The organism is Streptomyces longwoodensis (assembly GCF_001514125.1).
Classification (GTDB): domain Bacteria; phylum Actinomycetota; class Actinomycetes; order Streptomycetales; family Streptomycetaceae; genus Streptomyces; species Streptomyces longwoodensis.
In genome coordinates this window covers 76,197-89,573 of sequence record NZ_KQ948566.1, presented here as the reverse complement: position 1 = coordinate 89,573, position 13,377 = coordinate 76,197, and the positions used below count along the sequence as shown (strand labels likewise).

General features: G+C 72.3%; 16 protein-coding genes. 4 read left to right on the top strand and 12 right to left on the bottom strand.

Annotated elements, in window-relative coordinates; genetic code table 11:
• Nucleotides 1-21 precede the first annotated feature (21 nt).
• The 5 genes from AQJ30_RS34210 to AQJ30_RS34190 form a co-directional block, all read right to left on the bottom strand.
• Entirely contained in the window at nt 22-438 is a 417-nt protein-coding gene (locus AQJ30_RS34210) for a nuclear transport factor 2 family protein (protein ID WP_067241632.1), read from the bottom strand.
• A 99-nt stretch (nt 439-537) separates the two neighbouring features.
• Nucleotides 538-969, bottom strand: a complete 432-nt coding sequence (locus AQJ30_RS34205; protein WP_067241789.1) for an Rrf2 family transcriptional regulator — start codon at nt 967-969, stop codon at nt 538-540.
• 245 nt (nt 970-1,214) lie between these two features.
• Entirely contained in the window at nt 1,215-2,552 is a 1,338-nt protein-coding gene (locus AQJ30_RS34200) for an APC family permease (RefSeq protein WP_067241631.1), read from the bottom strand.
• A gap of 76 nt (nt 2,553-2,628) precedes the next feature.
• The gene (locus tag AQJ30_RS34195; protein ID WP_067241629.1) at nt 2,629-3,759 is read right to left on the bottom strand and encodes a ferritin-like domain-containing protein; all 1,131 of its coding nucleotides are present in this window, start codon (nt 3,757-3,759) and stop codon (nt 2,629-2,631) included.
• A gap of 141 nt (nt 3,760-3,900) precedes the next feature.
• Complete coding sequence (locus AQJ30_RS34190; protein WP_067241627.1) at nt 3,901-4,284, bottom strand: YybH family protein; 384 nt, start codon at nt 4,282-4,284, stop codon at nt 3,901-3,903.
• Nucleotides 4,285-4,382: 98 nt separating this feature from the next.
• Between AQJ30_RS34190 and AQJ30_RS34185 the strand changes: the two genes are divergently transcribed.
• A complete protein-coding gene (locus AQJ30_RS34185) occupies nt 4,383-5,261 on the top strand; it encodes a LysR family transcriptional regulator (RefSeq protein WP_067241625.1) in 879 nt (292 codons plus the stop codon).
• Between the two features lie 63 nt (nt 5,262-5,324).
• On the opposite strand, the gene AQJ30_RS34180 is transcribed toward AQJ30_RS34185, so the two are convergent.
• The 5 genes from AQJ30_RS34180 to AQJ30_RS34165 all read right to left on the bottom strand — a co-directional run bounded on the left by AQJ30_RS34180 (nt 5,325) and on the right by AQJ30_RS34165 (nt 8,155).
• On the bottom strand, nt 5,325-5,636 hold the full coding sequence (locus AQJ30_RS34180) for a hypothetical protein (RefSeq protein ID WP_067241623.1): 312 nt from the start codon (nt 5,634-5,636) through the stop codon (nt 5,325-5,327).
• Complete coding sequence (locus AQJ30_RS34175) at nt 5,633-5,911, bottom strand: hypothetical protein (protein ID WP_067241621.1); 279 nt, start codon at nt 5,909-5,911, stop codon at nt 5,633-5,635. The genes AQJ30_RS34180 and AQJ30_RS34175 overlap by 4 nt, the downstream gene beginning before the upstream one ends.
• A 147-nt stretch (nt 5,912-6,058) precedes the next feature.
• Nucleotides 6,059-7,483: a sulfatase-like hydrolase/transferase gene (locus tag AQJ30_RS34170; protein ID WP_067241619.1), complete on the bottom strand. Its 1,425-nt coding sequence runs from the start codon at nt 7,481-7,483 to the stop codon at nt 6,059-6,061.
• 105 nt (nt 7,484-7,588) lie between these two features.
• Complete coding sequence (locus tag AQJ30_RS39995) at nt 7,589-7,684, bottom strand: putative leader peptide (protein ID WP_342671651.1); 96 nt, start codon at nt 7,682-7,684, stop codon at nt 7,589-7,591.
• A gap of 99 nt (nt 7,685-7,783) precedes the next feature.
• Complete coding sequence (locus AQJ30_RS34165) at nt 7,784-8,155, bottom strand: hypothetical protein (RefSeq protein WP_159052422.1); 372 nt, start codon at nt 8,153-8,155, stop codon at nt 7,784-7,786.
• A gap of 339 nt (nt 8,156-8,494) precedes the next feature.
• On the opposite strand from AQJ30_RS34165, the gene AQJ30_RS34160 reads away from it, so the two are divergent.
• The 3 genes from AQJ30_RS34160 to AQJ30_RS34150 are packed head-to-tail and all read left to right on the top strand — an operon-like array spanning nt 8,495 to nt 11,337.
• Nucleotides 8,495-9,553, top strand: a complete 1,059-nt coding sequence (locus AQJ30_RS34160) for a FecCD family ABC transporter permease (RefSeq protein WP_067241785.1) — start codon at nt 8,495-8,497, stop codon at nt 9,551-9,553.
• Nucleotides 9,554-9,555: 2 nt separating this feature from the next.
• A complete protein-coding gene (locus tag AQJ30_RS34155; RefSeq protein ID WP_067241617.1) occupies nt 9,556-10,323 on the top strand; it encodes an ABC transporter ATP-binding protein in 768 nt (255 codons plus the stop codon).
• Between the two features lie 9 nt (nt 10,324-10,332).
• The gene (locus AQJ30_RS34150) at nt 10,333-11,337 is read left to right on the top strand and encodes an ABC transporter substrate-binding protein (protein WP_067241615.1); all 1,005 of its coding nucleotides are present in this window, start codon (nt 10,333-10,335) and stop codon (nt 11,335-11,337) included.
• Between the two features lie 51 nt (nt 11,338-11,388).
• On the opposite strand, the gene AQJ30_RS34145 is transcribed toward AQJ30_RS34150, so the two are convergent.
• On the bottom strand, nt 11,389-12,276 hold the full coding sequence (locus AQJ30_RS34145; RefSeq protein ID WP_245727262.1) for an SGNH/GDSL hydrolase family protein: 888 nt from the start codon (nt 12,274-12,276) through the stop codon (nt 11,389-11,391).
• A 139-nt stretch (nt 12,277-12,415) separates the two neighbouring features.
• Nucleotides 12,416-13,333 (bottom strand): AraC-like ligand-binding domain-containing protein, encoded by a 918-nt coding sequence (locus tag AQJ30_RS34140; RefSeq protein WP_067241613.1) that lies wholly within the window; start codon nt 13,331-13,333, stop codon nt 12,416-12,418.
• Nucleotides 13,334-13,377: the final 44 nt, after the last annotated feature.

The window sequence follows — 13,377 nt, the reverse complement described above, 5'->3', positions numbered from 1 at the left end:
ATCAGTAAGGAGTCCCTGCGCTCAGCCGGCGTCGAACGCCTCGGCGACGGTCAGCGTGTCCTCGTACAGGTGCATGCGACCGATCCGGCCGTCCTCGATCGTGAGGTGCATGGCCACCGGTGTGGTGAACCTCTTGCCGGTGGGTGCGGCGGTGTGTGTGAAGACCGCCAGCAGCACCACGTCAGAACCGTCGACGATGAAGCGCTCCAGCACGACCTTGCTCTCGCCGGGCGCGAAGTACTGCCACATCGTGGAGAAGTAGGGTGCGATCTCCTCCCGACGGGTGCGACGACCGGTCCAGGGCAGCGCGCCACTGCCGGGGACATGCCAGTCGACGTCCTGGGAGAACAGTTCCTGGATGCCGTCGGGGTCCTGCCGGCCGAGGCGCTCCAGGAACCTCTCGACCACGGTCCGCGAGCTCTGGGTGTCTGTTGTCATCGTCCTTGCTTCCCTCTCTTCATCGATGTAACCATTTTGGTTACGTTCTTGGGTGCGGAAGGCGGCTCCCCTCGGTCAGGGGAAGTGCGCGGCCCGAGGTCAGGCGGCTTTCAAGACGTCCCGCAGTACGTCCTCCAGCGTGGTCTTCGCCAGCTCCCTGCGCAGAGCGGCCTCCACGTCGTCGTACACGGCGGTCAGTGCCGGCCCGATGCCGTGGCCCACGACGCACTCGGGGTCCGGCGTCGCGCGATGCAGGGCGAATACCGGCCCCGCTTCGATGGCCTGATAGACGTCGAGCAGAGTGATCGCCGCCAGGTCCCGCGTGAGCATCCAGCCCGCCCCCGCACCTCGGCGTGACTCGGCCAGGCCGGCCTTGCGCAGCTCACCCAGCAGGCGGCGGATCACCACGGCGTTGGTGTTGACGCTCGTCGCGATCTGCTCGGAGGTGGCGACCTCGTGACCACGTCGTTGATACAACCCGATCCAGGTCAGGGCGTGCGCCGCGATGGTCAGCCTGCTGTTGGCACTCATGTCGGACTCCACCTCCCGTACCCTCGGGCTTGATCGTAACAGAACCTGTTACAACCGCATTCGGCAAGTCTCCGTTGCCACAGGTCGCTCCGAGCGCGACGGCGCCGAAGACACCGTGAGCCCCGGACCAGGGGAGACCGGGGCTCACTCGCGTATCCGCGGGGGCCGGATGTGCACGCGTGCCCTGCCCAACGCTTACTGGATGCAGGAGTTGCGGCTGGGCGGAACAGGTGCCGGGCCGGCCGTCACGCCGTCGAGGCGGCCTTGCGCTGGGCCGCGCGGTGGCTGATCGCGCCGAGCACGGCGCCGACCGCGAGCACCACCAGCCCCCGCCACCAGACCTCGGCCTCGACCTGGGTGGCGAGCACCACGCAGGAGACCGCTCCCAGCACGGGCAGCACGGTGGGCGTGCGGAAGTGGTCCGCCGTACCGGTGTCACGGCGCAGGACCAGGACCGCGACGTTGACCATGAGGAAGACGACGAGCAGCAGCAGGACCAGCGTCGAGGCCAGCTCGGCCACGCTACCGGTCACCGCGAGGACCATCGCGAGGATCGTGGTGGCCGCGATCGCGACCCAGGGCGTCCGGCGGGCGGGCAGCACGCGCGTCAGCACCGAGGGCAGCAGCCCGTCGCGGGCCATGCCGAAGGCCAGCCGCGAGGACATGATCCCCGTCAGCAGCGCGCCGTTGGCGACGGCCACCAGCGCGATCGCGCTGAACAGCCGCGGAGGCACGCCGCCCGCCGCGTGGACCACCTCGAGCAGGGGCCCGCTGGACGCGGCGAGGCGGCTGGTGGGCACGGCGGCCGACGCGGCGATGCCCACCAGGACGTACACGGCACCGGCGGTGGCCAGCGCGCCGAACAGCGCGCGCGGGTAGGAACGCCGCGGGTCGCGGGTCTCCTCGGCGACGTTCACGGACGTCTCGAACCCGACGAACGAGTAGTAGGCGAGGACGGACCCGCTGAGCACGGCACGCGCCGCGTTCTCGCCGGGCGAGCCGAGCTGGGTGAGCCGGCCGACGTCGCCGTCGCCCCGCAGCAGCAGCCAGCCGCCGAGCGCGACGATGATCAGCAGCCCGCCGACCTCGATCACGGTGGCGACGACGTTCGCCCGCGTCGACTCCTGGATGCCCCGCGCGTTCAGGGCGGCGAGCAGGGCGAGGAAGACCACGGCGACCGCGGCCACGGGCAGGTCGACGAACGCCGACAGGTAGTCGCCGCCGAACCCCCGGGCGAGCGCGGCCACCGAGACGACGCCGGCGGCGAGCATGCAGAAACCGGCGATGAAGCCGGCGAATGGCCCGAACGCCTTCGTCGCGTAGTGGGAGGCGCCGCCCGCCCGGGGATACTTCGTGGCCAGCTCCGCGTACGACGAGGCGGTGAGCAGGGCGAGCAGGAGGGCGACGAGCAGCGGCACCCACACGGCCCCACCGGCGTCCGCGGCGACCTGCCCCACGAGGACGTAGACCCCGGCGCCCAGGACGTCGCCGAGGATGAAGAAGTACAGCAGCGGGGTGGTGAGGGCTCTCTTGAGGCCGGTGCCGGAGGCGGTGTCCGGCTGCGCGTTCTGGACCGAGGACATACGACGCGTCTCCCCCACCACCCGGAAACCACGCACTCCACATCCGTCACGTGGGTCACGCCGGCACTCGCCGGCGTCAGGACAGAGCGCGGAACTGCGGGCCGTAGGTGCTCCGCCTGCCGGGGATGCGGGTCTCCATCAGGTGCAGGGCCGGTTCCTCCAGGCCGCGCATGGCGTGGACGGCAGCGCCCAGGGAGCGGGGGCCGCCGTCCGACCAGGCGGCGTCGAGGGAGGTCAGCACGGTGGTGTACGTGGTGTCGAACCGGTGGAGGAGCCGCCGTACCGGCTCCGGCGGCCGGGACCAGCCGCCGGCCGGGACGCGGGCCATGGGGCGGGTGTCGGGGAAGGGGACCTGCGGCCCGCTGAAGGTCCAGCCCCGGTCGGTCACCCGCAGCTGCCGGCCGTGGTAGATCTCGCTGAACGCGTAGTAGTGGGCCGGGTGGTCGTCGGCGAAGGAGTCGTCCGGTGAACTGCCGGTGCCCTCGCCCTGCTCCCTGACGACGTCGATGGCACGCTGCACGTCGAGGAGCGTCCTGACCGGCCGCAGTTCGTCCGAGCCGATGCGCGCCTCCAGCTGCCCGTGGGTGGACAGGTGCGGGGCCACCAGCCAGAAGCCCTCCAGCACGGCCGTGTAGAAGTCGCCCACGGAGGGGGAGGTGCCACGGTCGCGCGTGAGCGCCGCGTCGGGTGCCTCGATGGCCATCATCACGTCGTGCACGAAGGACCGGGTGAGCCCCGACAGGTACACGGTGACACCCGGGTGCACGCCGCCGGGCAGGGGACCGGGGTAGGTGGGTGCCCCCGCCCTGATCCGGGGCCGCCCGCCCACGGCCACGAGGAGGTTGCACGCGATGCCCAGGTGGTACATCTCGTCGTCGATGATGCGCCGGATCAGGCGCGCGGCGTCCGAGCGGCGGTCCTTCACCGACCACCAGCCGCACAGGTATGGCGGGATGGTGGACAGCTCCAGCTCCACGGCGACCTGGAGGGCGGACCGGAGCCACGCGACCCCGCGGCCGGCCGCGGGCACGGCCAGGAGACGGGCCACCGCGGTGGACTGCCGTGCCCGGGCCGGTGCCCCGGTGCCCGCCGACGCGGGGGCGGCCGCCGCGACGGCGGCGGACGCCCCGGCCGCCGCGGCGGCGGTGGCCAGCAGGGTCCTGCGCTTGGGCTCCGCCACGGTCGGCCTCTTCGCGTCCTCGGTCATGCCCGCCGTCCTCGCCTTGGCTCACGCTCCGCGCCCCGCCCGCGCCGACGCGGTACGAGGCTCATGATCAGCTCGTGAAGCTAGCAGGGGGCACCGCTGGGGAGCGGTGTGACGGGGGAGTGCGGGGCCCGCACCACCCGGTCAGGCCAACCCGTGGGCGGGCGGGACGAACTCGGGCTGGTCGAGCAGGCGGAGCCAGCTTCCGTCGGGCTGGCGCCGGACGACCTGCGCCCGGGCGCCGGCCCCGTCCACCGGAGGGGTCGAGGTGAGGGCGATGTCGCCGCTGATCAGCGTGGGCAGGGGCTGTTCCTGCTCGAAACGGGGACGGTGGGCCAGCACCTTCTCCCACAGCGCGCGGATCGCCTCCCGGCCCACCGTCTGTGCGCCGGGCGGGTAGGCCATCACCGCACCCTCTTCGTACAGAGCGGCGACCCCGGCCGCGTCACCGGCGTTGGACCGTTCGACGAACAAGCGGGTGATGTCCTCGGGCCGCATGGCCTTCTCGTACTTCTCGTGCTCCGGCATGAGTTCCTCCTGACATCGGGCATCGACGTCTCCCAGCGTGGCCGGCGCCCGGTCAGAACTCCAACAGATGGATCTTCTGGAAACTAGAATCCGCAGTCATGGAGCTGAGGCAGCTGGAGTACTTCGTCGCGGTCGCCGAGGAGCGGAACTTCACCCGGGCGGCCGAGCGGGTGCACATCAGCCAGTCCGGCGTCAGCGCCCAGATCCGCCAACTGGAGCGGGAACTCGGGGCAGAGCTGTTCGACCGGTCGGCCCGCACCGTCACCCTCACCGTCGCGGGAAAGGCCGCACTCGCCCACGCCCGCGCCGCACTCGCCGCCGCTGGGGCGGTCGGCCAGGCGGTGGGCGAGGTGACCGACCTGATCCGGGGGCACCTCACCGTCGGGATGGTCATCGGCTGCACCGTCGCCCCGCTGTTCGACGCCCTCGCCGCGTTCCACCGGGCACATCCCGGTGTGGAGATCTCGCTGCTGGAGGACAGCTCCGACCGGCTCGTCGACGGGGTCCGCACCGGCGCCGTCGACCTGGCACTCGTCGGGGCGGCAGCCGACACCCCCGACGGGCTGGACGCGCTCACCCTCATCAGCGAGCGGCTCGTCGCGGCGGTCCCGGCCGGGCATCCCTTGGCGACCCGTCGGCGGGTCACCCTGCGCGACCTGATCGCCTACCCGATCGTGTGCATGCCGCCAGGCACCGGCCTGCGCACGGTACTCGACCAGGCCTGCGCCGCGGGGAGCCTTCGCCCCGCGATCACGCTGCAGGCCAGCGCCGCGGACGCCATCGCCGGCCTCGCCGCCCGCGGGCTCGCCGTCGCCGTCCTCACCGACTCCATGGCCGCGCAGCACCGCGACCGTCTCACCGCCCGCACCATCGAGGACGTCGAGACACCCGCACTGCTCGCCCTGGTCTGGAAGAAGACACTCAGCCCGGGGATGCGTGAACTGCTCGCGCACTGCCGGCGAGCGTTCACCTCGTGAGGGCGGGCGTGTCCCTCCCGACGACAGCTCTTCGATCGATGACAGCTATTCGATCGATGACAGCTATTCGATCGTGGTCACCCAGATCAGATCGCACACTCTGATCTGCAAGTCACCGGGATAAATGCTGTAGTTGAAGAACACGGGATCGTTGGACACCGCCATGCTGTACCAAGTGACCCCCCGGATGGTCATGGGCAGCCCGGGCGGCGGCTTCCCGGACGCGACCGCACTGCCGACCTCCAGGGCCAGGGCGCGCAGGAAGCGAACGACATTGTCGTGCAGGTCCACGAATCCGGATGCGCGCATCTGACTGAGTACTTTGGACGCGGTGACCTGCGTGACCGCGGTCCAGCCCTTGGATCCCGGATTCACCGCTCCTGCGTCTCCGGTTCGAGCTCGACGAGTCCCACGCCTGCGACGGTGTCGTCCAAGCGCTGGTCCCGTCCCGGCACCCTCTCGAACAGTGCTTCGAGCCACCACGTCGTCAGTGCAGCGTCCCGTTCGGGTCCTTGTCGGGCGCTGCTCACCGCGGCGTGGAACTCGTGGCGCCGGGCGGGGGGAAGCGCGTCGGCGACAGCGGCGATGGTCCGCGGGATCGGCTCCATTTCGCCGCTGCCCTGCCGCGGACACTCGTCACTCACGTTCACCTGCGGCTCCCGCGCAACTCGCTTCTACCGAACCCTTGCTGACGTACCGTTCACTGTACGTCAGCAGGACGTGACGGGGACCGGGAACAGGGAAAACTCGATGTTGGTCGCAGGGAGCCCGCGCTGAGGCCCCAGGGGGTCAGCCGGTCAGCTGGCGGGGTACGGCAGCAGGCTCCCCGCGGTCCGCTCCCACGCGGCCTTCAGCTCGGCGAGGAGCTCGGGCCGGCCCGTCGCGTGGTCGGCCTGTTCGCGCTGGTCCCGGGACAGGTCGTACAGGTGGTCCTTGCCGGCCGAGTCCTGGTAGTACTTCCAGTCGCCCCGCCGCAGGGCCCGGTTGCCGCGCACCCGCCAGAACAGGTCGCGTTCGGGCAGTTCCTCGCCGCGCAGCAGGTAGCCGGCCAGGCTGTGTCCGTCGAGCGGGTGGGTGGGGGCGGGGCGGGCGCCTCCCAGCTCCAGCAGGGTGGCCGTCCAGTCCGGGGAGAAGACCGGCTCGTGGCTCACCTGGTGGCCGTCCACCCGGGCGGGCCAGCGCAGGACGGTCGGGACCCGGATGCCGCCCTCCAGCAGCTCCGACTTGCCGCCCCTGAGCGGCCACAGGTAGGAGAAGCGCTCGCCGCCGTTGTCGCTGGCGAACACGACCACCGTGTTGTGCTCCTGGCCGGAGCGCCTGAGCGCGTCGAGCACCTTGCCGACGGAGGCGTCGAGGTTCTCGACCATCTCCTGGTACTTCCGCACCGAACCGCCGTCGTTGTGCAGCAGGGCGCCCAGGACGTTGCCGGAGCGGACCTTCGCGGCGATCTCGGCGCCGGTCTCCTCGTCGTCCTCGCCGAGCCACGGCCAGTGCGGAGTGGTGAAGTTCAGGTTGAGCAGCCACGGCTGGTGGTGTTCGCGCCCGACGTACTCCACGGCCCGCTCGGTCAGGACGGTCGTGTAGTACCGCAGGTCCTTGTACTCGGCGTCGCCCTCGTACAGGTCGTAGTCGCCGAGCTGGCCGAGCTTGGAGAAGTACTCCAGCGCGCCGCCGAAGTTGCCGAAGAACTCGTCCCAACCCGACTTGGTGGGGCTGTGGTCGGGCAGCCAGCCGCAGTGCCACTTGCCGATCAGGGCGGTGGCGTAGCCGGCCTGCTTCAGCAGGGAGGCCAGGGTCGGGTGGTTCGGGTCGAGTCCCTGCGTGCGGTTGCCGATGGGCTCGGCGAGCCCGCCCGGGGTGCGCCCCGGATAGCGCCCGGTGTACAGGCTGAAGCGGGTGGGGGAGCAGGTCGCCGAGCCGGAGTAGGCCTGGGTGAACCGCACGCCCTGCGCGGCGAGCCGGTCCAGGTGCGGCGTCCTGATGTGCGGCGCGCCGTACGACGACAGGTCCGCCCAGCCCAGGTCGTCCCCCAGGATGAACAGGAAGTTGGGCCGCTTTCCAGATCCCCCGGAGCGGCGTGCCCGGAACGGACGCTCGGCGGCGGAGGGGGCGGTGGGTGCGGATGCGGGGGCCGCCTCGGCGCTGCCGGACGCACCGGCGACCGCGGTCACGGCGCCGCCGCCGACGAGACCACCGAAGGAACGACGGGATATTTCGGGCATGGCGAGTCCTCGTGTCCGGTGTGCCCGCACGCGGACACACGAAGGGAAGGAGAGGGGAGGTGGAGGAGGAAGGGGAAGGGAGCGACCCGGGGAACGTGCTACGGCTCAGCGACAGAGGGCGCTGGACTGCCGGCACAGGTCGACGTGCCGCCGCTCCACGAGCACGACGCGCGCGCGGCAGTGGTCGGCGGGCCTCTTCATGATCGCGCACGCTGCCAGGAGCCACCCGGACCCGTCAAGGCACCGTCCACGGAACGGGATGCGTCCCGGAGGCCCCGCCCGACCGGGACGGCCGGCGCGTCAGGCCGGGTCGTTCGACTCGACCTGGAGGGCGAGCCGGCGCAGGACGTCGGCCGAGGAGGTGCCGGTGTCGCCGTTGTCGTGGTGGTGGGCCAGGCTCGCGAAGGCGGCGCTGAAGCAGGCCACGAGCGCGCCGAGCCGGTCCTGGAAGGACGCGGCCACGGCGGCGGCGACGGCCTGCGGGCTCGTGCCGGCCGGTGCGACGGTGCCCGGCCGCATCGCCTCGACGACGAACTCGGCGACCAGCTCCGCCTGGGCCGCGTACCGTTCGCCGCCGATCTCGTCGACCGGGGCCGCCGCCATCTCCGTGGCCTGGGTCAGGATCGCGACCACGCGCCGCATCGTCTCCGCCTCGGTCACCGCAGACCCCACGCCCGGACCTTTCGCACAAAAATTGTTATTGCGAGTAGTGTGCAATGAAGTCCGTCCGCTTGTGAAGCCCGGTCGGGCGCCGGTGATCACCCGCTCCGGGGTTTGTTAGGCTCCCCTTGCCTCCCGCGGGGGAAGTCCGGTGAGAACCCGGCGCTGACCCGCAACGGTGTGCACGGGACCGCGAGTTCGGTCCTCGTGCGAGCCCGATCGCCCGTGGGGAGCGTGTCGACCCGTTGACTGCTCGCCGTGGACTGCGAGAGGGGCCGTGCACGGCCGCACGCGCCGTACGGGCTGCTCCTGCTCGACGTCCAGCAGGCGGCCCGTGTGAAGGACGGCCCCGTGCGCCGACGTACGGCCCCCAGCCGGATACCCGTGCTGCCGCTCGCCCTGGCCCTGCTCCTGCTGCTCCTGCTGTCCCTCGTCGGCGGGGTGGGCCTCGGTGCCGCCGGCGTGGGCCGGGGCGAGGTGGCGCGGTTCCTGTGGGCCGGGCTCAGCGGTGGGACGGTGCACGCGGCGGACGCGGCCTCGTACACCATCGTCTGGGAGGTCCGGCTGCCGCGCGTACTGCTCGGCGCCGTGGTCGGAGCGGGCCTCGCCGCCGTCGGCGTGGCCGTGCAGGCGATGGTGCGCAACGCGCTGGCCGACCCCTTCGTCCTCGGCATCTCCTCGGGCGCGGCGGTGGGCGCTAACGCCGTGATCCTCCTGGGGGCGTTCGCCGGGCTGGGCGTCTGGGCGCTGTCCGCGTCGGCGTTCGCCTCCGCGCTCGCCGCCATGACCCTCGTCCACGCGGTGGCCCGCTCGCCGCACGGGCTGACGCCGCTGCGGCTGGTCCTCACCGGCACGGCGCTGGCGTACGGCTTCGAGGCGGTCACCACGGTCATGGTGTTCGGCGCGGCCCGGGGCGAGGCGGCCCGGTCGGCGATGATGTGGCTGCTGGGCAGCCTGGGAGGCGCCACCTGGGCCCAACTCCCGTTCGCAGCGGCCACCGTGGCCGCCGGGTGGGCCTGGCTGTACGGGCGTGCGGGGGCGCTGGACGCGCTCGCCATGGGCGACGAGACCGCGTCGGCGCTGGGTGTCCGGCCGGCCCGGCTGCGCCGGGAGCTGTTCCTCCTCACCGCGGCCGTGACCGGGACGGTGGTGGCCGTCAGCGGCGCCATCGGATTCGTCGGGCTGATGGTGCCGCACGTCGTGCGGATGCTGGTGGGCGCCGACCACCGCCGGGTGCTGACGGTCGCCCCGCTCGCCGGAGCCGTGCTCCTGGTCTGGGCGGACGTGCTGTCCCGGCTGCTGTTCGCCCCCGCCGAGCTGCCGGTCGGGGTCATCACCGCCGTGGTCGGGGTCCCGGCGTTCCTGCTGCTGATGCGGCGGGGCGGCGGCTACGCCTTCGGAGGGCGCTGAGCATGCGACTCGACATCGAGGACGTCACCCTCGAGGTGGCCGGGACCCGCCTGGTCGAGCACATCGACCTCACCGTGGGCAGCGGGGCGTTCGCCGGACTCGTCGGCCCCAACGGCAGCGGCAAGTCGACCCTGTTGCGCGCGCTGTACCGGGCGCTGCGGCCGGCCGGGGGAGTGGTGCGGCTGGACGGCGACGACCTGCACGCCATGGACGCGCGGGCCGCCGCCCGGAAGCTCGCGGCGCTGCCGCAGGAGTCCTCGGCCGAGTTCGACTTCACCGCCGCCGAGGTGGTCGCCATGGGTCGGCTGCCGCACCGCGGCCGCACCGCCGCCTCGGACCGGGAGATCGTCGCCGGGGCGATGGAACGCACCGGTGTCGTCCACCTCGCCGACCGCGGCTTCCTCGGCCTGTCCGGCGGCGAGAAGCAACGCGTCCTGATCGCCCGGGCCCTGGCACAGCAGCCCGGCGTCCTGGTCCTCGACGAACCCACCAACCACCTCGACGTCGCCCACCAGTTGGACGTCCTGTCCCTGGTCCGCGACAGCGGCCCGACCGTGCTGGCCGCACTCCACGACCTCAACCTGGCCGCCGCCCACTGCGACGTCCTGTACGTCCTCGACAGCGGCCGGATCGTCGCCCACGGGCCACCGCACGACGTCCTGCAACCTCCGCTGCTGGCCCAGGTGTTCGGTGTCCGGGCCCATCCCGTCCGGCACCCGGTGACGGGCGCCGTCCAGCTCCTCTTCGACCTGCTCCCGCCCACCACCTGAAGGACCCCCATGCGCAAGCGGCTCCTCGCCACCGTCCTCTGCCTCACCGCGACCGCCACCGGGTGCGGCGCCACGGTCGAGTCGTCCCCGGACGCGACGTCCCCGGCGGTCACGCTCACCAACTGCGGCCGCGAGGTGACCTACGACAAGGTCCCCGAGCGGGTCGTCACCAACGACGTGGGCATCACGGAGCTGATGTTCGCCCTGGACCTGGAGGACCGCATGGCGGGCTTCGCCATGCCCGACGACAAGGGGGACCTGCGCGGCGTCCCCTGGAAGGACGGCTACGACAAGGTCACCTGGCTGTCCAAGGACCAGCTCACCAAGGAGAACGTCCTCGACGCCCGCGCCGACCTCGTCCTCGCCGGCTGGAACTACGGCTTCCGCGAGGACAGCGGCTTCACCCCCGACGCCCTGGAGGAGCTCGGCATCCCCTCGTACGTCCTCACCGAGTCCTGCCGCAACGGCCGCTCGAAGACCGCACGCGGCATCATGCCGCCCCTGGACGCCCTCTACACCGACCTCACCAACCTCGGCCGGCTCTTCGGCGTGGAACAGCGGGCCGCGACCCTGATCGCCGGGTTCAGGGAGACGATCGCGGACGTACGGGCCAAGGCGCCCGCCGGCGCCGACCGCCCCTCGGTCTTCCTCTACGACAGCGGCCAGGACACCCCCTTCACCTCCGGCCGCTACGCCGCCCCGGAACAGATCATCACCGAAGCCGGAGGGGTCAACGTCATGCACGACGTGGCGGACTCCTGGACCACGGTCGGCTGGGAGAGCGTGGTGCGGCGCGACCCGGACGTCATCGTGATCTGCGACTACGGCGACGTCAGCGCCGAACAGAAGGAGCAGTTCCTGCTCTCCTACGCCCCGCTGCGCGGCGTCTCGGCGGTCCGGCACCGGCGGATCATCTCCCTGGACTACGCCGACCTGGTCGAGAGCCCGCGCAACCCCTCGGCGATCGCCCGCCTCGGCGCCTACCTGCGCGGCGTGCCGGGCGACCCTCGCTGACCGGCACTGGGCTCGCGGCCACGCCGTGCTCACCGGGAGGGGAGCTGACCGTCACGACGCCCCGTCGGTCCGGGCCCGCTGCGCCCGGACGGCTGCCGTGAGGGCCTCGCCGATGACCCGGGCGCCGGCCTCGTTGGGGTGCAGTGCGGCGGCGGGACGGTCGGGCGCCATGCCTTCGATGTAGCGGTCGCCCGGGGCGGCGCAGATGTCGTGGCCGATCCCCGGGCCGTAGGTGTCCACGAAGGTGGCGTGGTGCTCCTCGGCGGTCCGCCGCAGGACGGCGGTGAGGCGGTCGATCGTCCGCTGGAGATGGGTGGCGTCCTGGGACCAGAGGGGCTGCGTCGGGTAACAGCCGCCGGTGCGCACGAAGTTGCCGTAACCGACGACGAAGACCTCGGCGTACGGCGCCCGTCGGGCGATCTCGTCCAGGACGGAGGCGAACGTCGGCGCCCACGCGTCGATGCGCGCCGCGAGCCGGTCGGTGCCGTCGGCGGTGTTCCGCTCCGCGCAACTGGTGCCCAGGGGCTGCGGAAGGAGGTTGACACACTTCAGCGCCTCGGAGAAGAGCCGGACGTCGTTCGCGCCGATGGTGACGCTGACGAGGTCGGTGCCGGGGGAGAGGGCGGCGTACTGGGGCGGGACACCCGCGTGCTGGGAGGCGCTCAGGTCGCCGGTGGTCGCGGCCGAGCAGCTGACGTCGGTGAGGTCGGCGCCGAGGGCCCGGGCGGCGACGTGCGGGTACCCGGCCAGGGAGCGCAGGCACGCGGGGTCCGTCGGGTCGGCGGGCGGCACCAGCGGCTCGGCCGCGAAGGAGTCGCCCAGCGCGACGTAGCGCGGGGGAGGGGAGGGGGTGGCCGAGGCGGACGCGTGCGGTGCCGTGACCGACAGGGCGGCGGCGGAGAGCACGGTGGCGAGGGCCAGGCGCAGGGCTGTCTTCAAGGACGTCTCTCCGTCCGTGTCCTCAAGGATCAGGGGTGGAACCACCGGAAGCATAGCGTGACGAGTGGCTGCACACGGTGACGGGCGTCAAGCGGGCGTCGTGTTGCCGGGCCGCCCCGCCGACGTGACCGTTCCTCCGTCAGCCGTGGCGCAACTCGCTGACGTTCTCACCGAATTCGCGCTTCATGGCCCTGCCGAGGTGCTTGGGGTCGGGCACCCCCCAGCGGGCCGCGATGACGGCCGTCGAGACGTGCGCCGAGGACGGGTCGAGGAGGTCCCGGCGGATGCGCACCAGGCGTTCGTGCCGTACCCAAGCGGCGAAGGTCAGGTCGCACCCCTGGAACAGCGCGTGCAGGTGCCGGACGGAGATGTGGTGTCGACGGGCGACCTGCTCCGCACAGAGCCGGGGGTCGCCGAGGTGGGCCAGGACGTAGGCGCGGATGCGGTCCACGAGGCCGCTGGTGACCGGAACGCGCTCGGGTGAGGTGTCCGCGAAGGCGGCGAGCAGCAGCGCGGTGAGGGCGTCGGCCAGGTGCGTGCCCGCCGCACCCCGCCGGGGGAGGCCCTCGTCGGTCGTGGACAGCGCGTGGCCGAGGAGCCGGCCGATCCCGCCCCCCGTCGGCACCGGCAGCGCCGTACGCCGGCCGATCGAGCTCACGTACCCGCCGAGACTCGCCCGCGGGACGCAGAGCACGGTCATGTCGATGCGGTCGGCGCCGATGAGCCGGTAGGGCCGGGTGTTGTCGCAGGCGAACAGCTCACCCGGCCCCACCCTCGTCGTCCGGTCGGCCTGGGCCGCGATGAGCGGGCCCTGGTGGTGCAGGTTGAAGTGCATCCACTCCCGGTCGGTCGAGGTGATGCTGCGGTCGTCCCGCGTCACCACCGCGCCGGTCGCCCGTACGCGGGCGACGACCATGGGCCCGACGACCGTGTGGTCGACCACCGCCTGGAACCCCCGCGGGTCGGGATCCGTCACCCGGAGCGGGGCGAACAACCCTGACGCCACTGCCTCGAACGACTCGGTCCCCCGTAAACAGATGCCCTTGCGTTCCGCCATGCCGATGCGCCCCCCAGCCCCCGTTCGCACAAAAACCCTACAAC

Excerpts from the sequence above, each read along its gene's own strand:
- AQJ30_RS34210 (WP_067241632.1), bottom strand. The coding sequence starts at position 438 with ATGACAACAGACACCCAGAGCTCGCGGACCGTGGTCGAGAGGTTCCTG.
- AQJ30_RS34205 (WP_067241789.1), bottom strand. The coding sequence starts at position 969 with ATGAGTGCCAACAGCAGGCTGACCATCGCGGCGCACGCCCTGACCTGG.
- AQJ30_RS34200 (WP_067241631.1), bottom strand. The coding sequence starts at position 2,552 with ATGTCCTCGGTCCAGAACGCGCAGCCGGACACCGCCTCCGGCACCGGC.
- AQJ30_RS34195 (WP_067241629.1), bottom strand. The coding sequence starts at position 3,759 with ATGACCGAGGACGCGAAGAGGCCGACCGTGGCGGAGCCCAAGCGCAGG.
- AQJ30_RS34190 (WP_067241627.1), bottom strand. The coding sequence starts at position 4,284 with ATGCCGGAGCACGAGAAGTACGAGAAGGCCATGCGGCCCGAGGACATC.
- AQJ30_RS34185 (WP_067241625.1), top strand. The coding sequence starts at position 4,383 with ATGGAGCTGAGGCAGCTGGAGTACTTCGTCGCGGTCGCCGAGGAGCGG.
- AQJ30_RS34170 (WP_067241619.1), bottom strand. The coding sequence starts at position 7,483 with ATGCCCGAAATATCCCGTCGTTCCTTCGGTGGTCTCGTCGGCGGCGGC.
- AQJ30_RS39995 (WP_342671651.1), bottom strand. The coding sequence starts at position 7,684 with ATGAAGAGGCCCGCCGACCACTGCCGCGCGCGCGTCGTGCTCGTGGAG.
- AQJ30_RS34155 (WP_067241617.1), top strand. The coding sequence starts at position 9,556 with ATGCGACTCGACATCGAGGACGTCACCCTCGAGGTGGCCGGGACCCGC.
- AQJ30_RS34150 (WP_067241615.1), top strand. The coding sequence starts at position 10,333 with ATGCGCAAGCGGCTCCTCGCCACCGTCCTCTGCCTCACCGCGACCGCC.
- AQJ30_RS34140 (WP_067241613.1), bottom strand. The coding sequence starts at position 13,333 with ATGGCGGAACGCAAGGGCATCTGTTTACGGGGGACCGAGTCGTTCGAG.